At 62.1% G+C, this 20747-nt stretch carries 22 protein-coding genes, 1 other RNA gene and 1 pseudogene; 9 read left to right on the top strand and 15 right to left on the bottom strand.

All coding sequences use genetic code 11. From position 1 onward, the window contains the following. Positions 1 to 50 precede the first annotated feature (50 nt). A complete protein-coding gene (gene ruvB, locus KQH60_RS12510) occupies positions 51 to 1112 on the top strand; it encodes a Holliday junction branch migration DNA helicase RuvB (RefSeq protein ID WP_237576734.1) in 1062 nt (353 codons plus the stop codon). A 63-nt stretch (positions 1113 to 1175) separates the two neighbouring features. Then, a pseudogene (locus KQH60_RS12515) lies at positions 1176 to 1358 on the top strand (histidine kinase); the annotation flags it as partial. A gap of 19 nt (positions 1359 to 1377) precedes the next feature. On the opposite strand, the gene dtd reads toward KQH60_RS12515, so the two are convergent. Continuing rightward, positions 1378 to 1839 carry a D-aminoacyl-tRNA deacylase gene (dtd, locus tag KQH60_RS12520; RefSeq protein ID WP_237576735.1) on the bottom strand — a complete coding sequence of 154 codons (462 nt, stop codon included), beginning with the start codon at positions 1837 to 1839 and terminating at the stop codon, positions 1378 to 1380. A gap of 45 nt (positions 1840 to 1884) precedes the next feature. Then, positions 1885 to 3129, bottom strand: coding sequence for a tyrosine--tRNA ligase (tyrS, locus tag KQH60_RS12525; RefSeq protein WP_237576792.1), 1245 nt, complete (start codon positions 3127 to 3129; stop codon positions 1885 to 1887). A 138-nt stretch (positions 3130 to 3267) separates the two neighbouring features. Between tyrS and KQH60_RS12530 the strand changes: the two genes are divergently transcribed. Both KQH60_RS12530 and KQH60_RS12535 read left to right on the top strand, forming a co-directional pair. Next, on the top strand, positions 3268 to 4521 hold the full coding sequence (locus KQH60_RS12530; protein WP_237576736.1) for a M23 family metallopeptidase: 1254 nt from the start codon (positions 3268 to 3270) through the stop codon (positions 4519 to 4521). 123 nt (positions 4522 to 4644) lie between these two features. Beyond that, positions 4645 to 5337: an anhydro-N-acetylmuramic acid kinase gene (locus KQH60_RS12535; protein ID WP_368669351.1), complete on the top strand. Its 693-nt coding sequence runs from the start codon at positions 4645 to 4647 to the stop codon at positions 5335 to 5337. Positions 5338 to 5489: 152 nt separating this feature from the next. Here the strand turns inward: KQH60_RS12535 and erpA are convergent, their stop codons facing one another. The 3 genes from erpA to rplM all read right to left on the bottom strand — a co-directional run bounded on the left by erpA (position 5490) and on the right by rplM (position 6903). Continuing rightward, positions 5490 to 5855: an iron-sulfur cluster insertion protein ErpA gene (gene erpA, locus KQH60_RS12540; RefSeq protein ID WP_237576737.1), complete on the bottom strand. Its 366-nt coding sequence runs from the start codon at positions 5853 to 5855 to the stop codon at positions 5490 to 5492. Between the two features lie 214 nt (positions 5856 to 6069). Then, on the bottom strand, positions 6070 to 6462 hold the full coding sequence (rpsI, locus tag KQH60_RS12545; protein ID WP_237576738.1) for a 30S ribosomal protein S9: 393 nt from the start codon (positions 6460 to 6462) through the stop codon (positions 6070 to 6072). Between the two features lie 12 nt (positions 6463 to 6474). Next, positions 6475 to 6903 (bottom strand): 50S ribosomal protein L13, encoded by a 429-nt coding sequence (rplM, locus tag KQH60_RS12550; RefSeq protein WP_237576739.1) that lies wholly within the window; start codon positions 6901 to 6903, stop codon positions 6475 to 6477. Between rplM and KQH60_RS12555 the strand changes: the two genes are divergently transcribed. Beyond that, complete coding sequence (locus tag KQH60_RS12555; RefSeq protein ID WP_237576740.1) at positions 6902 to 7054, top strand: hypothetical protein; 153 nt, start codon at positions 6902 to 6904, stop codon at positions 7052 to 7054. The genes rplM and KQH60_RS12555 overlap by 2 nt on opposite strands. 459 nt (positions 7055 to 7513) lie before the next feature. Continuing rightward, positions 7514 to 7936 (top strand): OsmC family protein, encoded by a 423-nt coding sequence (locus KQH60_RS12560; protein ID WP_237576741.1) that lies wholly within the window; start codon positions 7514 to 7516, stop codon positions 7934 to 7936. A 19-nt stretch (positions 7937 to 7955) separates the two neighbouring features. Here the strand turns inward: KQH60_RS12560 and rnpB are convergent. From rnpB to pyrC, 3 genes are all read right to left on the bottom strand, one after another. Beyond that, positions 7956 to 8363, bottom strand: an RNA gene (gene rnpB / locus KQH60_RS12565) — RNase P RNA component class A. Between the two features lie 13 nt (positions 8364 to 8376). Beyond that, a complete protein-coding gene (locus KQH60_RS12570; RefSeq protein ID WP_237576742.1) occupies positions 8377 to 9291 on the bottom strand; it encodes a DUF3025 domain-containing protein in 915 nt (304 codons plus the stop codon). Between the two features lies 1 nt (position 9292). Beyond that, positions 9293 to 10393, bottom strand: coding sequence for a dihydroorotase (pyrC, locus tag KQH60_RS12575; RefSeq protein WP_237576743.1), 1101 nt, complete (start codon positions 10391 to 10393; stop codon positions 9293 to 9295). A gap of 186 nt (positions 10394 to 10579) precedes the next feature. Here pyrC and KQH60_RS12580 point away from each other — a divergent pair, with 186 nt between their 5' ends. Further along, positions 10580 to 11491 carry a class II glutamine amidotransferase gene (locus KQH60_RS12580; protein ID WP_237576744.1) on the top strand — a complete coding sequence of 304 codons (912 nt, stop codon included), beginning with the start codon at positions 10580 to 10582 and terminating at the stop codon, positions 11489 to 11491. A gap of 216 nt (positions 11492 to 11707) precedes the next feature. Continuing rightward, complete coding sequence (locus tag KQH60_RS12585) at positions 11708 to 12931, top strand: hypothetical protein (RefSeq protein WP_237576745.1); 1224 nt, start codon at positions 11708 to 11710, stop codon at positions 12929 to 12931. Between the two features lie 64 nt (positions 12932 to 12995). Here the strand turns inward: KQH60_RS12585 and KQH60_RS12590 are convergent, their stop codons facing one another. From KQH60_RS12590 to KQH60_RS12615, 6 genes are all read right to left on the bottom strand, one after another. Beyond that, positions 12996 to 13721, bottom strand: coding sequence for an amino acid ABC transporter ATP-binding protein (locus KQH60_RS12590; RefSeq protein ID WP_237576746.1), 726 nt, complete (start codon positions 13719 to 13721; stop codon positions 12996 to 12998). Beyond that, the gene (gene gltK, locus KQH60_RS12595; protein ID WP_237576747.1) at positions 13718 to 14395 is read right to left on the bottom strand and encodes a glutamate/aspartate ABC transporter permease GltK; all 678 of its coding nucleotides are present in this window, start codon (positions 14393 to 14395) and stop codon (positions 13718 to 13720) included. Before gltK ends, KQH60_RS12590 begins: the two co-directional genes overlap by 4 nt. After that, positions 14395 to 15135 carry an amino acid ABC transporter permease gene (locus KQH60_RS12600; protein ID WP_237576748.1) on the bottom strand — a complete coding sequence of 247 codons (741 nt, stop codon included), beginning with the start codon at positions 15133 to 15135 and terminating at the stop codon, positions 14395 to 14397. Before KQH60_RS12600 ends, gltK begins: the two co-directional genes overlap by 1 nt. A gap of 93 nt (positions 15136 to 15228) precedes the next feature. Continuing rightward, entirely contained in the window at positions 15229 to 16122 is an 894-nt protein-coding gene (locus KQH60_RS12605; protein ID WP_237576749.1) for a glutamate/aspartate ABC transporter substrate-binding protein, read from the bottom strand. A gap of 250 nt (positions 16123 to 16372) precedes the next feature. Further along, on the bottom strand, positions 16373 to 17656 hold the full coding sequence (locus tag KQH60_RS12610) for a Glu/Leu/Phe/Val dehydrogenase (RefSeq protein WP_237576794.1): 1284 nt from the start codon (positions 17654 to 17656) through the stop codon (positions 16373 to 16375). A 248-nt stretch (positions 17657 to 17904) separates the two neighbouring features. Further along, positions 17905 to 18855: a LysR family transcriptional regulator gene (locus KQH60_RS12615; RefSeq protein WP_237576750.1), complete on the bottom strand. Its 951-nt coding sequence runs from the start codon at positions 18853 to 18855 to the stop codon at positions 17905 to 17907. 650 nt (positions 18856 to 19505) lie between these two features. Here KQH60_RS12615 and KQH60_RS12620 point away from each other — a divergent pair. Then, positions 19506 to 19907 carry an acyl-CoA thioesterase gene (locus KQH60_RS12620; RefSeq protein ID WP_237576751.1) on the top strand — a complete coding sequence of 134 codons (402 nt, stop codon included), beginning with the start codon at positions 19506 to 19508 and terminating at the stop codon, positions 19905 to 19907. Between the two features lie 68 nt (positions 19908 to 19975). On the opposite strand, the gene KQH60_RS12625 is transcribed toward KQH60_RS12620, so the two are convergent. Beyond that, positions 19976 to 20449, bottom strand: coding sequence for a nitrate reductase associated protein (locus KQH60_RS12625; RefSeq protein WP_237576752.1), 474 nt, complete (start codon positions 20447 to 20449; stop codon positions 19976 to 19978). Positions 20450 to 20747: the final 298 nt, after the last annotated feature.

Raw genomic sequence — 20747 nt, forward strand, 5'->3', positions numbered from 1 at the left:
AGCACGGCTTGGCAACTGGCATGCCGGCGGCATCGCGGTACAATCAGCCTATGATCGAAACGGACAAACTCGGCTCGGAGCGCGTCATTGCGGCGACCCCCACTTCGCCCAATGAGGAGGCGCTCGAGCGGGCGCTGCGCCCGCGGCTGCTGGACGAATATGTGGGGCAAGAAAAGGTTCGCGGGCAACTCGAGATCTTTATTGAAGCGGCAAAGCGCCGCGCGGAAGCGCTCGACCACGTGCTGCTGTTTGGCCCCCCGGGGCTGGGCAAGACCACGCTCGCACACATCGTTGCCCGGGAAATGGGCGTCAACCTGCGCCAGACGTCTGGGCCGGTGCTCGAACGGGCCGGCGACCTGGCTGCGCTGCTGACCCATCTCGAGGCGAACGACGTGCTGTTCATCGACGAGATCCACCGGTTGTCGCCGGTCGTCGAGGAAATCCTGTACCCAGCGCTCGAAGACTATCAGATCGACATCATGATCGGCGAGGGGCCGGCCGCGCGCAGCGTCAAGCTAGACCTGCACCCGTTCACGCTGGTGGGGGCCACGACCCGCGCCGGCATGCTGACCAACCCGTTGCGAGACCGCTTTGGTATCGTCGCCCGACTCGAATTCTATACCGCGGGCGAACTGGCGCGGATCGTCGAGCGTTCGGCCCACCTGCTTGGCGCGCAGATCGAGTCCGAAGGCGCGCTGGAGATTGCGCGGCGCTCGCGCGGCACGCCACGGATCGCGAACCGGTTGCTGCGTCGCGTGCGAGACTATGCCGAGGTCAAGTCCGACGGCCGCATCACGGCGACGACGGCCGATGCGGCGCTGGCGATGCTCGATGTCGACCCGGTCGGCTTCGATTTAATGGATCGCAAGCTGCTGGAGGCCATCCTGCACAAGTTCGATGGCGGCCCGGTGGGCCTGGACAACCTGGCCGCCGCGATCGGCGAGGAGCGCGACACCATCGAGGACGTGATTGAGCCTTATCTGATCCAGCAGGGCTATCTACAACGCACGCCGCGCGGACGCGTCGCGACGCTGCTCGCCTATCGCCACTTCGGCCTTGCGGCGCCGGATGCGGGACCGATCCGCGACCTGTGGAACACCAGCAGCGAATAGCCGATCTGCGCAATACGCCTCTGCGGGCTAGCCGACGACATACTGAATCGACTGCGCCGGCGCATGGCAACCGGCGTCACTTAGCTCACGAGCGGCAAAGGCCCTGTGCTCAGCTATTCGTCGCCGCCGGGCGATCCGGGGCTATTCGGCCCGCAGGCAGTGTGCTGCTGGACAGTGCATGCCGACTTCATGTCGATGATGATTGGCGGCATCAGCGCATTGTTGCTACAGGCATTGCATCCGCTGGTGTGCTTAATCACTCGAGTCATACGGCCGGCACGCGCAGCCAGAAGGTCACCGGACCCTCATTGACCAACGATACCTGCATCGCGGCGCCAAATTCACCAGTCTGGACGATAGGATGCTGCTGCCGCGCACGGGCGACGAAATAGTCGTACAACCGCCTGCCTTCGTCCGGTGGCGCGGCGGGGGTGAAGCTAGGACGCAAGCCGCTATTCGTATCAGCTGCCAGCGTGAACTGCGACACGATCAACAAGCCGCCCGCGCCGCCGGCACCATCGATGTTCTGCACGGACAGGTTCATCCGGCCCTGGGTATCGCTGAATACGCGATAGCCAAGCAACTTGTTGAGCAGCTTGTCCGCCGTGGCCTCGCAGTCGCCGCGTTCCGCGCAGACCAGCGCGAGCAGCCCGGGGCCGATCGCGCCGATCACCCGCGCATCGACTTGCACGCTGGCTCGCGCGACCCGCTGGATCAATGCGATCAATGCAAGTCCTCGCTATGGTTCGGTTGTCGTCAGGTTGCCGCTGCACTAAGCGTGCAGTGTCACGCGCGCAAAGCGCCGCTTGCCGACCTGCACGACATACACGCCTGCCTCGAGCTTCAGCCCTTTGTCGGTGATCGTCGTACCGTCGATCTTCACGCCGGACTGTTCGATGTTGCGCAATGCCTCGCTGGTGGACGGCACCAGGCCAGCTTGCTTAAGCAATTGCCCGATCGGCAGCGGCGCGCCACGCAACGCAATCTCCGGAATATTGTCAGGCACTCCGCCCCTCGCACGATGATTGAAATCCTCCAGCGCGCGCTGCGCGTCGGCCTGCGAGTGGAAACGAGCGACGATTTCCTGTGCGAGCAGCACCTTCAACTCGCGCGGGTTGCGGCCAGCCTGCGTCTGCCGCTTGAAGTCTGCAATCTCCTCGAGACTGCGGAACGAGAGCAACTCAAAGTAACGCCACATCAGCGTGTCCGAGATGCTCATTAGCTTGCCGAACATGTCGGACGGCTTCTCGCTGATGCCGACATAGTTATTCTTGGACTTGGACATCTTATCGACGCCATCCAACCCTTCGAGCAGCGGCATCGTCAGGATGCACTGCGGCTCCTGGCCATACTGCTTCTGCAACTCACGGCCCACGAGCAAATTGAACTTTTGATCGGTGCCGCCCAACTCGAGATCCGATTGCAGCGCGACCGAGTCATATCCCTGCATCAGCGGATACAGGAACTCATGAATCGAGATTGGCACGCCGCCCTGGAACCGTTTGGTAAAGTCGTCGCGCTCGAGCATCCGCGCCACGGTGTAGCGTGACGCGAGCTTGATCATGCCGTCAGCGCCCAGCGGCATTGACCATTCGCTGTTGTAGCGGATCTCTGTCTTTTCACGATCAAGCACCAGCGCGGCCTGTTCAAAATAAGTCTTCGCATTGGCCTCGATTTGCTCGCGCGTGAGCGGCGGACGCGTCTGGTTGCGCCCGGACGGATCACCGATCAACGACGTGAAGTCGCCGATCAAGAAAATAACGGTATGGCCCAGGTCCTGCAACTGGCGCATCTTGTTGAGCACCACGGTGTGCCCGATGTGGATGTCCGGCGCGGTCGGGTCGAGCCCGAGCTTGATGCGCAATGGCTTACCGGTTTGCGCGCTCCTTGCCAGTTTCTGCGCAAACTCATCCTCGATCAGCAACTCGTCGCAACCACGACGTGCTATCGTCAGCGCGGCACGGACTTCATCGGTAATGGGCAGGGACGGCACGGCAACGCTGGACTCGGTACTCATCAGGGGGGAACTTTTCACGAAACTGTCATCGAATCACGAGCGGCACGGCGATGCTCGTCACGCGCCGCACCTCGCAACCCTGCCTCGAACCACCCTCAAGGCCGTCGCTTTTCTCGTGCAAGAACTGGATTTTACGTGATGTGGTACTGCTTCCGGCAGGTTTTTGCACTCGCGCGCAGCAACATCGTATCGCTGCGTCACTTCGTCGTACGACGCCATCAGACGATCATTCACCCGATCGCCACCGCGTCCGTGAACTTGAGCGTGACGATCGCACGCACGATCCCGTACGCTCCCGCCGTGGTATCTGCGCTCGCAATACCAGCACATTCGGCATACACGTCGGCGCGCTCAGCAGCCACGCAAGCCCAAGTCAACAGCAGCATGTTGCGCGCCATCAGTTGGCGCAGCACGGCGCTGGGCCCGTATGGCGATTACGTGGCCGCCGCGCTAGCCGCTTCCGCGCCGTCAGCCAGCGCCGCCACCGGAACATCCGCCGCGGGACATCCGCCCCAAGCAGCCGGCGCGCTGTCAGGTGCCAGCCCACTACGGCTGGACGAGCCAGACCGTACTGCCGCCCCATACGAGCGCGTGCTCTGCGGCGCGCTCGACAGCCGGTTCGCCAGCGCGATGCGGCAAGCAGGCGTACTGAGCAGCTCGATCGACGCAGCACTCGACGCGCTGCCGGCCATGCGCGCGTTGGCCGGCCCGTTGCGCGGACAGCGCTACCGCGCGCTGCTGGGCGCAGCGGGGGGCGAATCATCCCGTACTCGACGTATCCTCGTCCTCGAGGTCCATGCCGTCGGCACCGCGCCCATTCGCGCCATTTGGTACCGTCCGCCGGGCAAGCTCGGCGGCGGCTTCTATGCCGCCAACGGGCACTCCCTGCAGCGCGGGCTTGATCCGCGTCCCGTTGCCAGCGCTCGACTGTCGTCGCGCTTCGGCGACCGCGTGCATCCCATTACCGGACGCCGCGCGTTTCACGGTGGCGTGGATTGGGCCGCGCCGCGCGGCACGCCAGTGCGGGCAAGCGGAGCCGGCACTGTCGCATTCGCGGGGTGGCGACACGGGTATGGCAAGACGGTCGTGGTACGCCATGCTCAACACTATGAGACCGTGTATGCCCACCTGTCGCGAACCCCACCGAAACTGAAAGCGGGTGCGAAAATCGCGCGCGGCGACGTGATCGGCTACGTTGGCAGCACCGGCTGGGCGACCGGCCCGCACCTGCACTATGAGGTACGGCACCAGGGCCGCCATGTGAATCCACTCGCAGCCTCAGTCGGGAAGCCCACGTCGTTGCATGGCGCCACGCTACACGCGTTCGAGCGGTATTCGGCCAATTTTTCAATCGACGGCGGGGTCCTGCCGCCGCGCGTCGCATCACAATGACAGACGTCCTGCCGCTGCACGCCACATCACCATGGCGGCAATGCGGCCGTGCCGTGCCGCGTCGATCATGCGCGCTAGCCATCGGGCCGACGCATCACTCAAAGCTATCGGAAGCTTTGGGTGATACAACCTTGCGCCGAACACAACGACGGCCACACGCCTTCACAACGGGCGCACGATGCCGACGGGCTGTATATCGGCCTGATGTCCGGCACGAGCATGGGCGGTGTCGCCGGCGTGATCGTCGACTTTACGCAAGGCCGGCCCCAGGTCCGTGCCGAGGCCTTCGTCAGCTTGCCGCCCGAGTTGCGCGACACGTTGTTCGCGTTGCAGAGCCCGGAGGATAACGAAGTACACCGCGAGGCTCATGCCGCCAACGCGTTGGCGGCACGCTATGCGGCGTACTGCCACGCGCTGCAGACCCGCGCACGGGTATCGGCCGGGGACGTGCGCGCCATCGGCGTGCACGGACAGACGATTAGGCACCGCCCCGAACTCGGCTATACGCGGCAGATCAACAATCCGGCGTTGCTAGCGGAGCTGACCGGTATCGACGTCGTCGCCGATTTCCGCTCTCGCGACGTGGCAGTGGGCGGCCATGCCGCCCCGCTCGTGCCAGCGTTTCATGCGGCAATGTTCGTGCACGAGCACGAGACCCGCGTGGTGTGCAATCTCGGGGGTATTGCCTCCCATCAAGTCGAGGCGCTGGCGTTCGCATGGCTGGCGATGCGCCACGTTGCACGCCTGCCCGGCAACTTGCCAACTGTCACCGGTGTCGCTGGCGAGCGCGTACTCGGCGCGTTGTATCCACGCTAAGCCGTGCCGCTCGCGCGCGGCCCTCGACGGCATGCGTCAGCGACGGTGTGCAAACAACAACGGGGGCTGATCCGCCCCCGCAGTGAGCCGGCTCATGAACGGTCACCCGACTGATTTCGGTAAAATGCGCTTACATTTCGATCAATGTACGCTTACACCGAGAACGACGAGCCGCAGCCACAAGTGGTGGTCGCGTTCGGGTTTTTGATCACGAATTGCGCGCCGTTCAAATCGTCCTTGTAGTCGATTTCCGCGCCCAACAGGTACTGATAGCTCATTGAGTCGATCAACAACTGGACGCCATTTTTATCCATCACCGTGTCGTCCTCGTTGACTTCCTCGTCAAACGTAAAGCCGTATTGAAATCCCGAGCAGCCGCCACCTTGTACAAACACGCGCAGCTTCAGTTCCGGATTACCTTCTTCATCGATCAGCTGTTTGACCTTGTCAGCGGCGGCGTCCGTGAAAACGAGCGGGGCCGGCATCTCGGTCACAACGGTGTCAGTCACAGCGTTCATCGAGTTCTCCAAAAATGCCTTCAATATTATTTTAGGACTGTTCTGAATATTGTGCCGAAGGCCCTGAAACCAACAGGGACTTGCACCCGCAGGCGTGCCCTCATGCTGGGCGCACCAAGAAAAAACCGCGGATCGGCCGATCCGCGGTTTTTTGCACGATGCCGGACCCGCAGGTGAACCTGCGTGCCACTCCATCGCGATGCACGCGCTTCGCTTAACGCTTGGAGAACTGCTTGCGACGACGCGCCTTGTGCAAACCTACCTTCTTACGCTCGACTTCACGCGCATCGCGCGTCACGAAGCCAGCGTTCGACAGCGTCGGCTTCAGCGTCGCATCGTAGTCGATCAACGCACGGGTGATACCGTGACGTACGGCGCCAGCCTGGCCGGTTTCGCCGCCACCAGTCACGTTGACCTTGATGTCGAACGTGTTCGCGTGGTTCACCAGATCCAGCGGCTGACGCACGATCATCAGCGACGTCTCACGCGAGAAGTAGTCGGCGATGGGCTTACCGTTGACGATGATGTCGCCCTTGCCAGCCTTGATAAACACGCGAGCCACTGCGCTCTTGCGGCGGCCAGTACCGTAGTTCCAATTTCCGATCATCTGACTGATTCCTTAGAGCTCGAGCGCCTTCGGTTGTTGCGCGGTGTGCGGGTGCGTCGCGTCCGCGTAGACCTTCAGCTTCTTGATCATCGCGTAGCCGAGCGGGCCCTTAGGCAGCATGCCCTTGACGGCCTTCTCGAGTGCACGGCCCGGAAAACGCTCCTGCATCTTGCCAAAAGTCGTTTCATAGATGCCGCCCGGATAGCCCGAGTGACGGTAGTACTTCTTGTCGGTCGTCTTGTTGCCGGTAACCTTCAGCTTGCCGGCATTGACGACGATGATGAAATCGCCGGTATCGACGTGCGGCGTGAACTCCGGCTTGTGCTTGCCGCGAAGGCGGCGTGCCACTTCGCTGGCGACACGGCCGAGGACCTTGTCCGTCGCGTCAATCACGTACCATTCGCGCTTCACCTCGTGGGCTTTGGCGGAAAACGTCTTCATGATCGATCCAAATGAGATGCTCTGCCCTTCTGTGGTCCTGCTTGTGGATGCGCGTCATGGCGCGGTGCAGGCTCTCCCTGATTCTTCTTCCGCGGGCATTTTCGGAAAAGCTTTTAATTGTAAATGGTTTTTAGGCCTGGCGCTACTCTAGCCCTAGCCTAAATAACGACGAAAAAAAACCCGAACCAATGTTCGGGTTCAATCCACCAAAGGAGGCAGGTGGAGGAGACAAGCAAAGGTTGAGCAAGCGTGCATCAACCAATGGGGAGCATTATAGGGCTTACGCTGATAAGCTGCAACGAAAACCACATTGCGAAACGCTCCACCACAGTACGACATGTTGCAGTAGCACCACAAAGAGCCCGCTTCCTTCCGCCTCCATGGGTTAATGATCTCTCGCCACCACTGCGGCCCCACACCAGCGAACGCTTCACCTAACGATGCCGAACAACCATGGCGATTTCGCTGCCGCCTGCGGCCGGCCCGGGCCACAGCGGCAAAATCCCGTTGCCTCGTGTCGGCCGATGCGACGCTCACGCGGCAGCAGCGCTGCGGCAGTGCTCGGACGCGTTCGTTACAATGTACGAAAATTCAGGCCTGGAAACGCGTGATGGAATGCAAGGTCAGCTGGTTGAGCAAAGACGGAATGGCTTTCGTGGCCGAGACAGGCAGTGGCCACATGGTAGCGATGGATGGCGCGCCGGAAGGCGGTGGCCGCAACCTGGCCCCGAGACCGATGGAAATGGTACTGCTGGGCACCGGAGGCTGCACCACGTACGACGTCGTAATGATTCTGAAGAAAAGCCGCCAGGACATTGTCGACTGCCACGTCACGCTGAAGGCAGAACGGGCAAGCCAGGACCCGAAGGTATTCACGAAGATCCATTTCCATTTCACGGTGAGCGGCCGAAACTTAAACCCGGCGACCGTGGAGCGCGCGATCAACCTGTCACACGACAAGTATTGCTCCGCGTCGATCATGTTGGCCAAGAGCGCGGAACTCACGCACTCGTTCGAGATCGTCGACACATAGCGCGTGTCGCGAAAAGAAGGGACAAAGCAGGCCGGTAAGCCGGATTCTGTGCGTGCGCCGGTTACCCGGCACGCGTGACAGCCATTCCTCTAGGCGCGCCATTGCTGACGTGCTCAAGCTTCCTACCCGCAGGTCAGGACGGGGCCCGTCCTTGCGCCTTGCTGCCGGCGCGCGCCTGCCTACTTGGAATTGCTCCGGGTGGAGGTTGCCTTGCCGGACTGCGTCGCCGCAGCCGCGGTGCGCTCTTACCGCACCGTTTCACCCTTACCTGATCCCAGCTTGCGCCAGGCCATCGGCGGTTTACTTTCTGTTGCCCTGTTCCGCGTGTCGCCACGGATGGCCGTTAGCCATCACCCTGCCCTGTGGAGTCCGGACTTTCCTCGCCCCCCGCGCGATGCGCGGCAGCCGCGGCTGTCTGGCCTACTTTGTAAGCTCTCATCTTAGCATGGGTGGCGCGGCCCGCGCCGGCCGCCGCGGAATACCGACGTGTCCGCGTAGAAGCGCGGATCAGCGTTGGCCGCCCACCAGCCCGGCACGCCAAGCACAGGCAACGGCGAAAACCGCGCGATCGTCAGCGCTCCGCCCTTTGGCGCACGCTCACGCGGCGCCTGCCGCGGCGGGCCGTCGCCGATGTTGTCATCGACGAGTGCCGCGGCGACACGGACATCCGCGTCGGCCTGGCGCTGCGCCGCGGGCGCATCGAACCAGTCCGGCTCGACTTGACAGATCCATGCGTGCGCGGTGCATGCGCGATACGGCGCGAGCAGCTTCTCCAGCAGCGCATGGCCGTACACATACACGGCACAACGCGCAGGCCACGCCTGGCGATGCTCGACAAACAGACGGCGCCAGTCAAAAGCGCGCAGCGCTTCGGCCAGCGAACCATCGGAAGTCACAAAGATCGCGCCGTTTTCGTCAAAGTGGGTTAGTGCATTGCGTACCGGCCCCCTGCCGTTGCCGGGCGCGGGCGCACCTGCCTGCCGCCGCGCCTCGGCCAGGCCGCAGGCGGTCGTGGCGAGCTTGGTCCGCGGAAAGGCAAACCAACTCGCCGCGTTGAAGAAATCGTGCAGATTTTCGCGCGTGGGCACGCAACCTGTCGCGGCAATGTGCGCTTCATAACGCGTGCCGGGCGGCAACAGAGACTGCGCCACGAAGGTCAGCGGCAGGCCAGCGCCAATGCATAGCGACGCCGCTTGGGCATCCTGCGTCATTGTGCTCAACCATGCGTCGGCCCCATGAGTATCGAGCACCCGTTGCCAACGCATCCCATGGGCCCGGAACGGCTCGAACCACGGTCGCGACCAGTCGATCCGCGCCACGGCCTCGCGCAGCGGTGGCAGGGCCGCCATGCGCATGTCAGCGCAGCTTCCAGCCGAGCGCTTCGCCGGCCTTGAGGGGTACCACGCTGATGCCGCCTGCATCGATGGCCTCGGGCAACGTCCAACTCGCGCGCTCGAGCGTCACCGTGTCGGTGGCGCGCGGCAATCCATAGAAGTCGGCACCATGAAAGCTCGCAAAGCCTTCCAACCGGCCCAGGGCGCCGGCCTCGTCAAAGGCCTGCGCGTATAGCTCCAGCGCATGCAGCGCCGTGTAGCAACCGGCACAGCCGCACGCGTGCTCCTTCAGGCCCTTCGGGTGCGGCGCGCTATCGGTGCCGAGAAAAAAGCGCGGATGACCCGAGGTGGCCGCCTCCACAAGTGCCACGCGGTGCGCCTCGCGCTTGAGCACCGGCAGGCAGTAATAATGCGGGCGGATGCCGCCGACCAGCATCGCGTTGCGATTGAGCAGCAAGTGGTGGGCGGTGATCGTTGCGCCCAGCGTGCCCGGCGCCGCCTCCGCGTCACGCACATATTGCGCCGCGTCACGCGTCGTGATGTGCTCAAACACCACCTTGAGCGCAGGGAAATCGCGCCGCAACGGCTCGAGCACCCGGTCGATGAACACCTTTTCGCGATCGAACACGTCGATCGACGGGTCTGTTACCTCGCCGTGCACCAGCAGCGGCAGGCCGCTCTGCTGCATCGCCTCCAGCGTAGCCGTGCAGTGGCGCAGATCTGTGACACCGGCATCCGAATTGGTCGTCGCGCCGGCCGGATACAGCTTCACGCCATGCACGAAGCCGCTTTCATGAGCCCGCCGGACTTCGTCCGGCGACGTGTTGTCGGTCAGGTACAGCGTCATCAGCGGCTCGAACGTGGCGCCAGGGCCGTGCGCGGGACGCGCGGCAAGAATCCGCTGCCGATAAGCGCCGGCCTGCGCGGTCGTGGTGACCGGCGGCTTCAGATTCGGCATGATGATCGCACGGCCGAACTGCCGGGCAGTGTGTGGCAGCACTGCTTCGAGCAGCGCGCCGTCACGCACGTGCAAATGCCAATCATCGGGACGGGCGAGAGTCAGCGCAGCGGTGCCCGACGAGCCGGCGCCGGCTGCGGTGGAATGGGACTGGGACGGGTTCATGTCAATCGGCAGTTGAGCATGCGCATCACGCATGCGAAGGCTCGCCCGTGGCCACCCATTGGATGCGAAGCAGCGACGCATACGTCGCTGTTTCGGTTTGGGTGGCCCCCGGACTCGGTGATATTCTTCAAAAACATCATTGTAGCGGGCGCTCAGCGCGCTCGCGAAGCATTGCGTGTTCGCATCATGTGCCAACTGCTCGGAATGAATTGCGCGGCGCCCACGGACGTGACCTTTTCGTTCACGGGTTTCGCGGCGCGCGGCGGCGTCACCGACCATCATGCCGATGGCTTCGGCATCGCATTCTTCGAGGACAAAGCCTGCCGGCTGTTCATCGACCACCAGGCGTCGGCGACCTCGCCGATCGCCGAACTGGTCAAGAAATACCCGATCAAGTCGAAAAACACGATCGCACACATTCGCAAGGCCACGCAGGGTCGCATCGTGCTGGAGAACTGTCATCCGTTCCAGCGCGAGCTATGGGGCCGGCATTGGATCTTCGCGCACAACGGCGATCTGCGCGACTATGCGCCAACACTGGGCGGCGTGTACCTACCGGTCGGCACGACGGACAGCGAGCTCGCGTTCTGCGCGATCATGCAGCACCTACGCGCGTGTTTCCCCAGCACCCATCCACCGCTAAACGAGCTGTTCGACGCATTGGCGCAGGCCACACGCGAGATCACTCGGCACGGTGTGTTCAACTTTTTGATGTCCAACGGGCAGGCATTGTTCGTTCACTGCTCGACCCATTTGTATTACCTCGTGCGCAGTTGGCCGTTCTCGACCGCGCACTTGATCGACGCGGACGTCACAATCGACTTTGCGCAATACACGACGCCAGAAGATCGCGTCGCGGTGATTGCGACGCAGCCGCTCACCGACGATGAAACGTGGACGCGCTTTGCCCCGGGGGATCTGGCGATGTTCCAGGCGGGCCAATTGTTGTGCAGCGTCAACGTGCCGGTGCCTGCCGACGTGGCGGCCAAGGCGCGAGAGCCGCTATGCAAGGCCGCCGTCGAGTCAGTGTTGAGCACCAACGAGGACGGCGAGTTCACCCTCGAATCCGCGGACGACGCCGCAGCAGTGCAATCGTAAAGTTGCCCGTTCCGTCCGCCGCCTGCCGCCTGCCGCCTCATTTGAACCGAATTGACCGGTTCGGTACGATGTTGCCCGTTTCGCACTTAGCGGTGCCGCGCACCACCTGCAAGATACCCTTCATCGGATATCGACGGCGCCGGTACTATCGCGCCGGCAAAGCCGGCTGACTTTGCGTCTATGCTTCCATGTGCGCCACGAAGGATATCCCGCACCATGCTGAAATGCTTCCCTGTCCTCGGGCGCGGTTCGGCGCCGTCCACTTCATCGACGAGCGACCCCACCCAAGCCAATGGTTCCAAACCGGACCACATCGGCGATCGCGCAGCAACAAATCAGCGATCGACGGGCTTACCGATGCCTGCCGATTCGCCACTTGCAAAGTTCCGCGAAGCGGTCCGTAAGGTTAGTCGAAGTCATCGGCCTGTCAGTGTGCGCGCCATACCGGGCACGGGCATCGTCCACGTGAAGATCCAGGGCGACTCCAAAGTATTCGACAGTGTCGGCATGGAAAGGATCGATACATCGAACGGCCCCAAACGGCTTGAGTACCTCTCAATCCCCGCAGACAGCTATGTGCCCCATCTGGCGGGCGGCGGTAAACAGCCGTATGTCGTCAGCGCCATGTCAGATAAAGAAATCCGGCAATTGATGTCCCCAAACCAGTCTTTGAAAAGCAAGCTGCTGTCTCGCGACCCGCCCGGCCCTATCGCGTACATTAATGGGGGGTTCTACGGACACACCGGCATCCGGGAAGACGAGATCGGTATTAAATCGTACGCAGCAAACGCCCCGATTGGCGGCGCCAAAGTTAAAGGAATCAAGCAAATCGAAGGTGTGCGACCCCAAGACGCCTATGAGGATGACTATCATAGGGTGACTTTTCCGAACGGATCCTACGTGACCCTCGCGCCATTGCTGGCGCAGGTCAACGAAGCCACGGGTCAATACGAAAACAAGTTTCACGAGCAAAAGGCGGCCAATCCGAAATATGCGTTCGAGAATACGCCCCTGAACCGCCCTGGAGAACTCGGCCACGCGTCGCACCCGAATGCACGCAGCGCAATCGATTTTCCCTCGTCGTCTCGGCCCGCGGCCTCGCCCACTGCGCTGAAAACGAATCGGTACAGAATGGTTATCGCCGGAGATGATAGCGGCGTACGCGGCGTCAGGTCGACAGGCATGCGGATGGCCGAGATAGCCATCACGGTCACTCGGATTGGGGCATTCAACCGCGATCCGGGTTATGCCGTCGCATGCGATGGCGGATCGTCAACGACAATGGGCGTCATCGACGGCCAGGGCAAATCGCTGCTGAGCGTCCAGGGACTGCTCAACGAATCGTCGTCCGTCAATTTCGTCGCGCTCACCTCATCGAACCCGCCCAAACAGACTGAAGACGCAAAGGTCAAGCTGACCCCATACGTGACGAAACCGTAGCGTGCGACCCGCCGGTGGCAGCAGGCCGCTCCCCGGACAACAGTCACCGCCGGGGACGCAACGATCAATGCAGGATCTTGGCCAGAAAATCCTTCGCGCGATCCGATTTCGGATTCGCGAAGAAGTCTTCCTTGCGATCATCCTCAACGATCGCCCCCCGGTCCATGAAGATGACCCGGTGTGCGACCTTTTTTGCAAAGCCCATTTCGTGCGTCACGCACATCATCGTCATGCCTTCTTGCGCTAGCTCGACCATCACGTCCAGCACTTCATTGATCATCTCCGGATCGAGCGCTGAGGTCGGCTCGTCGAACAGCATCGCGATCGGGTCCATCGACAAGGCGCGTGCAATCGCCACGCGCTGTTGCTGACCGCCGGACAACTGCCCAGGGTACTTGTCGGCGTGCGCCTTCAGACCGACACGATCGAGCAACTTCAGTCCCTTGGCACTCGCCTCGTCCTTTGAACGCCCGAGCACCTTGATTTGCGCAAGCGTCAGGTTCTCGGTGATCGACAGATGCGGAAACAGTTCAAAATGCTGGAACACCATCCCAACTTTCGCGCGCAGCTTTGACAAGTTTGTCTTAGGATCACTGACCGATTGCCCATTAATCATGATCTCCCCTGTCTGAAACGGCTCTAGTCCGTTGACCGTCTTAATCAGCGTCGACTTACCCGAGCCCGACGGGCCGCACACGACCACCACCTCGCCTTTCTTGACCTCGGTCGAGCAATCCGTCAACACCTGGAAGGACCCGTACCACTTCGAAACATTCTTGATCGAAATCATCTTGCGACCTTTTTTTGAAGACCCTTGACGAGGCTTGACGCCACCACGCAAATCACGAAATACACAGCGCCCGCGAACAGCACCATCTCGACAATCGTGCCGTCCCGGTCACCGACGTTTGCCGCGGTCTGGAAGAAATCCGCGACGCTGATCACATAGACCAGCGACGTGTCCTGGAACAGCACGATGGCCTGCGTCAGCAACAGCGGCACCATCGCGCGCAGCGCCTGCGGTAGCACGACCAACCGCATGCCCTGGCCGTAGGTCATGCCGAGCGCGGACGCAGCGCTGAGTTGCCCGCGCGGCACGGCCTGGATGCCGGCCCGGATGATCTCCGAGTAATACGCGGCCTCGAACAACGAGAACGCGACCATCGCCGACACGAGCCGGATATCCACATCGGGCGACACGTCCAGCAACCGCTGTAGCAGCTGGGGCACCAGCAGGAAGAACCATAACAGCACCATCACCAGCGGAATCGAGCGGAACAGGGTCACATAGCCGCGCGCGAACCATTCGAGTGGCTTGAGTCCCGACAGCCGCATGAGCGCGAGTAGCGTGCCCCACACGATGCCCACAACGATCGCCAGCACGGTGATCTGCAATGTCATCACCGCGCCGGTCCACAGCGTCGGCAGCGCATCCGGGATGCCGGACCAGTTGAACTGATGCATCATTTGCCTCCGATGTAGCCCGGCAGACGGGTCTTTTTCTCGACCCAGCGCATGAAGCCCATCACGACCAGATTGATCAACACGTAAGCGAGCGTCACCGCAATGAACGACTCATACGCCTGCGCAGTGTAATCGACCAGTTGTCGTGCTTGTGCCGACAGGTCCAGCAGGCCGATGGTCGACGCCACGGCAGAGTTCTTAAAAATATTAAGACACTCGGAGGTCAACGGCGGCACGATGATCCGGAACGCCACTGGCAACATCACATAGCGATAAGTCTGCGGCAACGTGAAGCCCAGCGCCAAGCCCGCAGCGCGCTGCCCGCGCGGCAGCGCAGTGATGCCTGCGCGCACCTGCTCGCAGACGCGGGCCGCCGTGAACAGCCCCAGACACAGAATCGAGGCTGAGAAGAACTGCGCATTGGGCGGCAGCTGCTTGAACCACGTGCCGAGCGATGGCGGCAAGATCTCCGGCAGCACGAAGTACCAGATAAAGAACTGTACGATCAGCGGGATGTTGCGGAATACCGCGACGTAGACCGTGCCGATGCCAGACAGCCATTTGTTCGGCACGGTGCGCAACACGCCCATCAGCGCACCGACGAGCAGCGCGATCACCCATGCGCATAACGACACCGCGACCGTATTCCACAGCCCCGAGATCAGCCAGCCCAGATAGGTCGTTGGCTCGCCGGTCGAAACCGGAGTCATGAAAATGCCCCAATTCCAGTGATAACCCATGACTCAACTCCAAAAAGAAACGGAAGGCGCGCCTGGGGGCAGCATCCCTTCCGTTTCAGTCACGCCTGTCAGTGAACAATGCGGCCGAGCGGATCAGTCCATCGCCTTGTCGTTCGGGCTCTTGAACAGCGCCCTCATGTCGTCGGACAGCGGGAAGTTCAGGTTCAGCCCTTTCGGCGGGATCGGGGATTCAAACCACTTCTTATAGATCTGCGCCGCCTCACCAGATGTCTCGACCTTCGCGATCGCCGCATCGACGACCTTCTTGAACGCCGGGTCGTCCTTGCGCATCATGCAGCCGTACGCTTCGTGCGATTGCGGGGTGCCGACGATCACGAAGTCGCCCGGATTGCTCGACTTCGCACGTTCGCCAGCGAGCAGCGCATCATCCATCATGAACGCGGCGGCACGGCCGGTAGACAGCGTCAAGAATGACTCGCCATGGTCCTTCGCGCTGATGATGTTCATGCCCATGTTATGGTCCTGGTTCATCTTGCGCAGTAACCGTTCGGACGTCGTGCCAGCCGTGGTCACAACCGTCTTGCCCTTCAGGTCGGCGAAGTCCTTGATGCCCGAATCCTTCTTGGTCATCAGCCGCGTGCCGACCACGAAAATCGTGTTCGAGAACACCGCCTGCTTCTGCCGCTCCAGGTTGTGAGTGGTCGAGCCGCACTCGATGTCGATCGTACCGTTCTGTACGAGCGGGATGCGGTTTTGCGACGTGATCGGAATCAACTTGACCCTCAGATCGGGCTTCTTCAGTTCATGCCTGACCGCCTCGACGATTTTCAGCGCAAACTCCTGCGAATAACCCACGACGTTCTGCTTCTCGTCATAGTACGAGAACGGAATCGACGACTCGCGGTGCCCCAGCGCAATGACGCCCGAATCCTTGATTTTCTTCAGCGTCCCCGTCTCCTGCGCCTGGGCAGCACCGGTAAGAGCAGCCAGTGCAGCCAGTGTGAATGCGGCTTTCTTGATGTTCATCCACGATCTCCTTCGCGAAAATTCGCGTCAGTTTAGCAAAGTAATTATTATGAAAGTAATGAGTTGAAGTACTAATCTAAGAGCGCTTGCGTTCGTTGTTCCGCGAATCGCTTCGCGCCGGCTCGCGTCTACGCCGCCACCGCGTCGCCGGTGATCGCGCCGCGCGCGGCCAATGCGAAAGCAGACCGCGGGCTCGCGCCACGCGGTCTGCCTTGGTTGCAGCAATAGGAGTCAGAGGCTCAGTAATGGATTACGGATACAGGCCGCGCATCTCGCGCGCCATCAGGATGCGCTTGCACGCGATGATATAGGCTGCGGTGCGCACGGACACGTCATTCTCCTGAGCGACCTGCCAGACGCTGGCAAACGCTTCGCGCATCACGCGCTCCAGCCGATGATTGATCTCATCCTCAGTCCAGAAGAAGCTGGAGAAGTCCTGCACCCATTCGAAGTAGGATACCGTGACGCCGCCGGCGTTGGCGACCACATCGGGGATCACCAGCACGTTGTTCTCGCGCAGGATATCGTCCGCGATCGGCGTGGTCGGACCATTTGCTCCCTCGACCACGATCTTCGTGCGGATCCGCGATGCGTTCTTCTCGTTGATCTGGCCTTCGAGCGCGGCGGGGATCAGGATGTCGCTCTCGATACCCCAAAAATCATCGTCGCCGAGCGGCTCCGCGCCGGCGAAGCCGGCTACGCCACCTTGCGCCGCAACATGCTCGAGCAACGCCTGCGCGTCGATGCCGGACGGCTTGTAGATCGTGCCGGTGTGGTCTTGGACCGCAACCACTTTCGCGCCCGCCTCGACGAACAGCTTCGCAGCAATCCCGCCGACGTTGCCAAACCCCTGCACCGCGACGCGCGCCGACGCGATATCCAATCCGATGCGCCGTGCCGCCTCACAACCGACGGTGAACACCCCGCGCCCGGTCGCTTCGCGCCGGCCCAGCGATCCACCCAGCGAGATCGGCTTGCCCGTCACCACGCCCGTCGCCGTTTGGCCGACATTCATCGAGTATGTGTCCATCATCCACGCCATCACCTGCTCATTGGTGTTGACGTCGGGCGCCGGAATGTCGGTGTTCGGCCCGATGATAATGCCGATTTCGCTCGTGTACCGGCGCGTGACTCGCTCGAGTTCGCCGCGCGAGAGCTTGCGCGGGTCGACGCGGATACCGCCCTTCGCGCCACCATACGGCACGTTGACCGCCGCATTCTTGATCGACATCCACGCGGACAGCGCCATCACCTCGGACAGCGTCACGTCCTGGTGATACCGCACGCCGCCTTTGCCGGGCCCGCGCGACGTGTTGTGCTGGACCCGGTAGCCCTCAAAATGCGCGATCGTGCCGTCGTCCATCTCGATCGGCACATCGACGACCAGGATGCGCTTGGGGCGCTTAAGCGTCTCGATCCAGCGTGAAAGCGAGCCCAGGTGCGGCGCAACACGATCGATTTGTTGCAGGTAGGAACCCCACGGACCCAGCGAATCGGCATGTAAATAGGAAGGCAGAGCGTGCTTGGAAGGCATCGGTGAATCGCTCGAAACAGTTTGCTGCGCGGACATGAATGGTCCTCTTCGGTCAAGATGGCCGCCATTGTGAGAAAGCGGCACGACTAAATCCAATGCCGAATTATCATGCTCTATGCTTTCCTTGCATAACGTGCGGCGGCGCACGCAGCGCGCTAGGTAACTCGCCGTGGCGTCGCTGTCTTCGGAATCGGCCGCGCCGTCGAGGCTCGGCGGCCGGCGACAGCCCAGCGCCAGCGGCCGGCCGGCTATGTGCCGACAGCCAGCCCGGCCGCCAGGCGCCACACCGTGTCTACCAGCTCACCGCGCGCCTCATCCCTGTGTGACGCTAGCTTGTCGCGATATAACCGAATCTCCATCGCGAGCGTAAACCGGTCAGCCGTCGCGCCCCGCGCCGGCCGGTCGAGCCGCACAAGGCGCTCGGCGGCCACCGAGTCCTCCACCGCGCTGTGCGGCAGGAACGCGACGCCGTGACCCGCCAGCGTCATCGCCTTGAGCCCCTCGGCCATGTCGGTCTCGTACACTTTGTCCAGGTACAACGGAACCGGCGCAGTGCCGATAATCGTCTCCGTCATCCGCCCCAGATAGGCGCTCGGCGTGTACGACAGGTAGGGGACCGGCGCATCCTTCGTGCCTGGCAGCGTGAAACGCGCGCGGCCGCTGCGCGTGGTCGCGGCGAACGGGCTAATCGGCTCAATTCCCAGCACAAGCATATCGTAGCGCGCGGGGTCCAGCGCAACGGGATGACTTGGATGATGATAGCCCATCACCAGGTCGCAGCCGCCCTCCACCAGCGACAGCACCGCATCGTGCACGTTCAGCGCGCGCAGCCGCGCATGGACCCGCCCAGTATGCTTCTCGATACTGTCCAACCAGCGCGGAAAAAAGGTCAACGACAGCGTGTGCGGCACGGCGAACTCGATCGTCGCAGCCGGCGCGCGCCCGTGGCCACGCAACACGGTACGGGCTTCGTGAAACTGGGACAGCATCATCAGCGCCTGCTCGTAGAACACCTGTCCGGCCTGCGTGAGCCGCGTCGGGTACACCGAGCGATCGATCAGTTCAGTGCCAAGCCAAGCCTCCAACGCCTGGATGCGCCGCGAAAACGCGGGCTGCGTCACATGCCGCAGTTCGGCTGAGCGGCTGAAGCTTCGCGTCTCGGCCAGCGACACGAAGTCTTCCAACCATTTCAGTTCCATGCAACGACTCCATTGGCCATCCTCGCGCCGCGATGCGCCCACGCGTTGGGCCGCGCGGCATCGCGCTGCGCCGCACCGGATGACAGCCACGGCGCAGCGTGCAGCCTCCATTGTAGCGTTCAGCGCCCGTCACGCCGCGACCACGCACCAACCGGCGACGTGCCGTACAGCACCGGTGCGACGATGCCCCAATCAATCCATTTTAAGCACAGTCGCGCGCACACGGGCCCGCAACGCGGCGAGGTGCTGCACGCGACGGACTAGCCGGCTAGACTCAGTGCGCCGGCGAAGCCAGAGGTAGTACGCCTCATACTACGATGAAAAAAACCAGCACCAGACCGACCTCGACCAGCGTCGGCAGGATGCTGTACAACCAATACGAGATCAGCGACTGGACTCCGCAGCTGCCGCGCTTGATACTCAGATACGGCAGCAGCGTGGCGATGGTCTGCCAGTCGCGGCAGAGGCGGTGGGGGCAGTAGGATCGGCCGGCGGCGGCTCAGCGGCGGCATGGCAGCGCGTCGCGGATCGATTGCCGGTAAAATAATGGACTCCTATTTTTGCAGAAGGCCGCACGATGTGCCGGCCTAGCATCGACATCCACCACTGACCGGCTCGTCGGTCGGCTCACCGAGACGCAGGAACCGCTCATGACCACTTCCCTGACTGAATTGCCCCATGACAAACCGGTGGCGTTGCGCGTCGTGCCGCAGCCTCGCGATGCCAACGTGCATGGCGACGTGTTCGGCGGCTGGATCATGGCTCAGGTTGACATCGCCGGTGCGATCCCGGCATCGCGGCGGGCAAACGGCCGCGTCGTCACGGTCGCGGTCAATTCGTTTGTCTTCAAGCAGCCGGTGTTCGTCGGCGACCTGCTCAGCTTCTATACCGATATCATCCGCACCGGCCACACATCGATCACCGTCGATGTGTCGGTCTATGCGCAACGTATGGGCCTGGTCGGCGAGACCGTCAAGGTTACCGAAGCGACGCTCACTTATGTCGCGACCGATTCGCAGCGCCGTCCGCGCGTACTACCGCCGCTCGATTGATGTCCTGGTGTTCGATTGATGCCCGGGTTTGCGTTAAACGATATTGCCCAGGCGTGTGGAATGGCTTCTCAAATCAGGCCAAACGACTTCATCGCAGGAATGAAATCGTGGTTCACCACCGGCTTTCGCGACAGCTTGGCCAGCACATACCGATGAAACGGCGGCAGCGTGGCCCAACGGGCGACACTCACCGGAGTCACACCGGCCAGTGAGCATTGCCTGAGCAACTCGTCGGGCACCGCATCGGTACGCTGCCATGCGGGCGACATGTCCGGCGCCTGCACGGGTAACTCGGCGTTGAGATGGGTCCGCAGCATCTCGGCAAGCGCCTGGTCGAAGCGACGCTCGATCTGCGGATCGTCGTCCAGTGGAAAGCGCGCCAATAGCTCGCGATCCGCGTGGGGCAGCCTCTGCCATTGCGTCAGCGAGATGCGCACGCCAAAGCGGTCCAAATTGTAGCGGACCGCCAGCGGGATGTACGTGAAGTTTTCACAAGATGAAACCTCGAAGTCGAGTAACAGCGGAGTATCAAGCAACGGCATGGTCGTGAGCGTCCGAAAAAGGCGGTAAGTAACACAGAACATCGACAGGCCGACCGAAAATATCGCGTGCAGCCAGCATCGCGCGTTTCAGGTATTGTAGGACGATCGAATTGTCATTCTTTCGTTGCTCCCATGCATCTGTATACCGAGTCGCACGTTGCCCGCCCGCCTGGCACTGGCACTGGCACTGGCTCTGGCACTGGCACTGGCACTGGCACTGGCACTGGCACTGGCACTGGCACTGGCACTGGCACTGGCACTGGCACTGGCTCCTGTTTCTTATACACATCACCGAGAC

This window comes from Mycetohabitans sp. B8 (genome assembly GCF_021991875.1).
In the GTDB taxonomy this organism is placed as follows: Bacteria; Pseudomonadota; Gammaproteobacteria; order Burkholderiales; family Burkholderiaceae; genus Mycetohabitans.

What these genes read in the sequence shown, in the direction of transcription:
- ruvB (WP_237576734.1), top strand. Translation starts at nt 51, where the DNA reads ATGATCGAAACGGACAAACTCGGCTCGGAGCGCGTCATTGCGGCGACC.
- tyrS (WP_237576792.1), bottom strand. Translation starts at nt 3,129, where the DNA reads ATGAGTACCGAGTCCAGCGTTGCCGTGCCGTCCCTGCCCATTACCGAT.
- KQH60_RS12530 (WP_237576736.1), top strand. Translation starts at nt 3,268, where the DNA reads ATGTGGTACTGCTTCCGGCAGGTTTTTGCACTCGCGCGCAGCAACATC.
- erpA (WP_237576737.1), bottom strand. Translation starts at nt 5,855, where the DNA reads ATGAACGCTGTGACTGACACCGTTGTGACCGAGATGCCGGCCCCGCTC.
- rpsI (WP_237576738.1), bottom strand. Translation starts at nt 6,462, where the DNA reads ATGATCGGAAATTGGAACTACGGTACTGGCCGCCGCAAGAGCGCAGTG.
- KQH60_RS12555 (WP_237576740.1), top strand. Translation starts at nt 6,902, where the DNA reads ATGATCGATCCAAATGAGATGCTCTGCCCTTCTGTGGTCCTGCTTGTG.
- rplM (WP_237576739.1), bottom strand. Translation starts at nt 6,903, where the DNA reads ATGAAGACGTTTTCCGCCAAAGCCCACGAGGTGAAGCGCGAATGGTAC.
- KQH60_RS12560 (WP_237576741.1), top strand. Translation starts at nt 7,514, where the DNA reads ATGGAATGCAAGGTCAGCTGGTTGAGCAAAGACGGAATGGCTTTCGTG.
- KQH60_RS12570 (WP_237576742.1), bottom strand. Translation starts at nt 9,291, where the DNA reads ATGCGCATGGCGGCCCTGCCACCGCTGCGCGAGGCCGTGGCGCGGATC.
- pyrC (WP_237576743.1), bottom strand. Translation starts at nt 10,393, where the DNA reads ATGAACCCGTCCCAGTCCCATTCCACCGCAGCCGGCGCCGGCTCGTCG.
- KQH60_RS12580 (WP_237576744.1), top strand. Translation starts at nt 10,580, where the DNA reads ATGTGCCAACTGCTCGGAATGAATTGCGCGGCGCCCACGGACGTGACC.
- KQH60_RS12585 (WP_237576745.1), top strand. Translation starts at nt 11,708, where the DNA reads ATGCTGAAATGCTTCCCTGTCCTCGGGCGCGGTTCGGCGCCGTCCACT.
- KQH60_RS12590 (WP_237576746.1), bottom strand. Translation starts at nt 13,721, where the DNA reads ATGATTTCGATCAAGAATGTTTCGAAGTGGTACGGGTCCTTCCAGGTG.
- gltK (WP_237576747.1), bottom strand. Translation starts at nt 14,395, where the DNA reads ATGCATCAGTTCAACTGGTCCGGCATCCCGGATGCGCTGCCGACGCTG.
- KQH60_RS12600 (WP_237576748.1), bottom strand. Translation starts at nt 15,135, where the DNA reads ATGGGTTATCACTGGAATTGGGGCATTTTCATGACTCCGGTTTCGACC.
- KQH60_RS12605 (WP_237576749.1), bottom strand. Translation starts at nt 16,122, where the DNA reads ATGAACATCAAGAAAGCCGCATTCACACTGGCTGCACTGGCTGCTCTT.
- KQH60_RS12610 (WP_237576794.1), bottom strand. Translation starts at nt 17,656, where the DNA reads ATGCCTTCCAAGCACGCTCTGCCTTCCTATTTACATGCCGATTCGCTG.
- KQH60_RS12615 (WP_237576750.1), bottom strand. Translation starts at nt 18,855, where the DNA reads ATGGAACTGAAATGGTTGGAAGACTTCGTGTCGCTGGCCGAGACGCGA.
- KQH60_RS12620 (WP_237576751.1), top strand. Translation starts at nt 19,506, where the DNA reads ATGACCACTTCCCTGACTGAATTGCCCCATGACAAACCGGTGGCGTTG.
- KQH60_RS12625 (WP_237576752.1), bottom strand. Translation starts at nt 20,449, where the DNA reads ATGCCGTTGCTTGATACTCCGCTGTTACTCGACTTCGAGGTTTCATCT.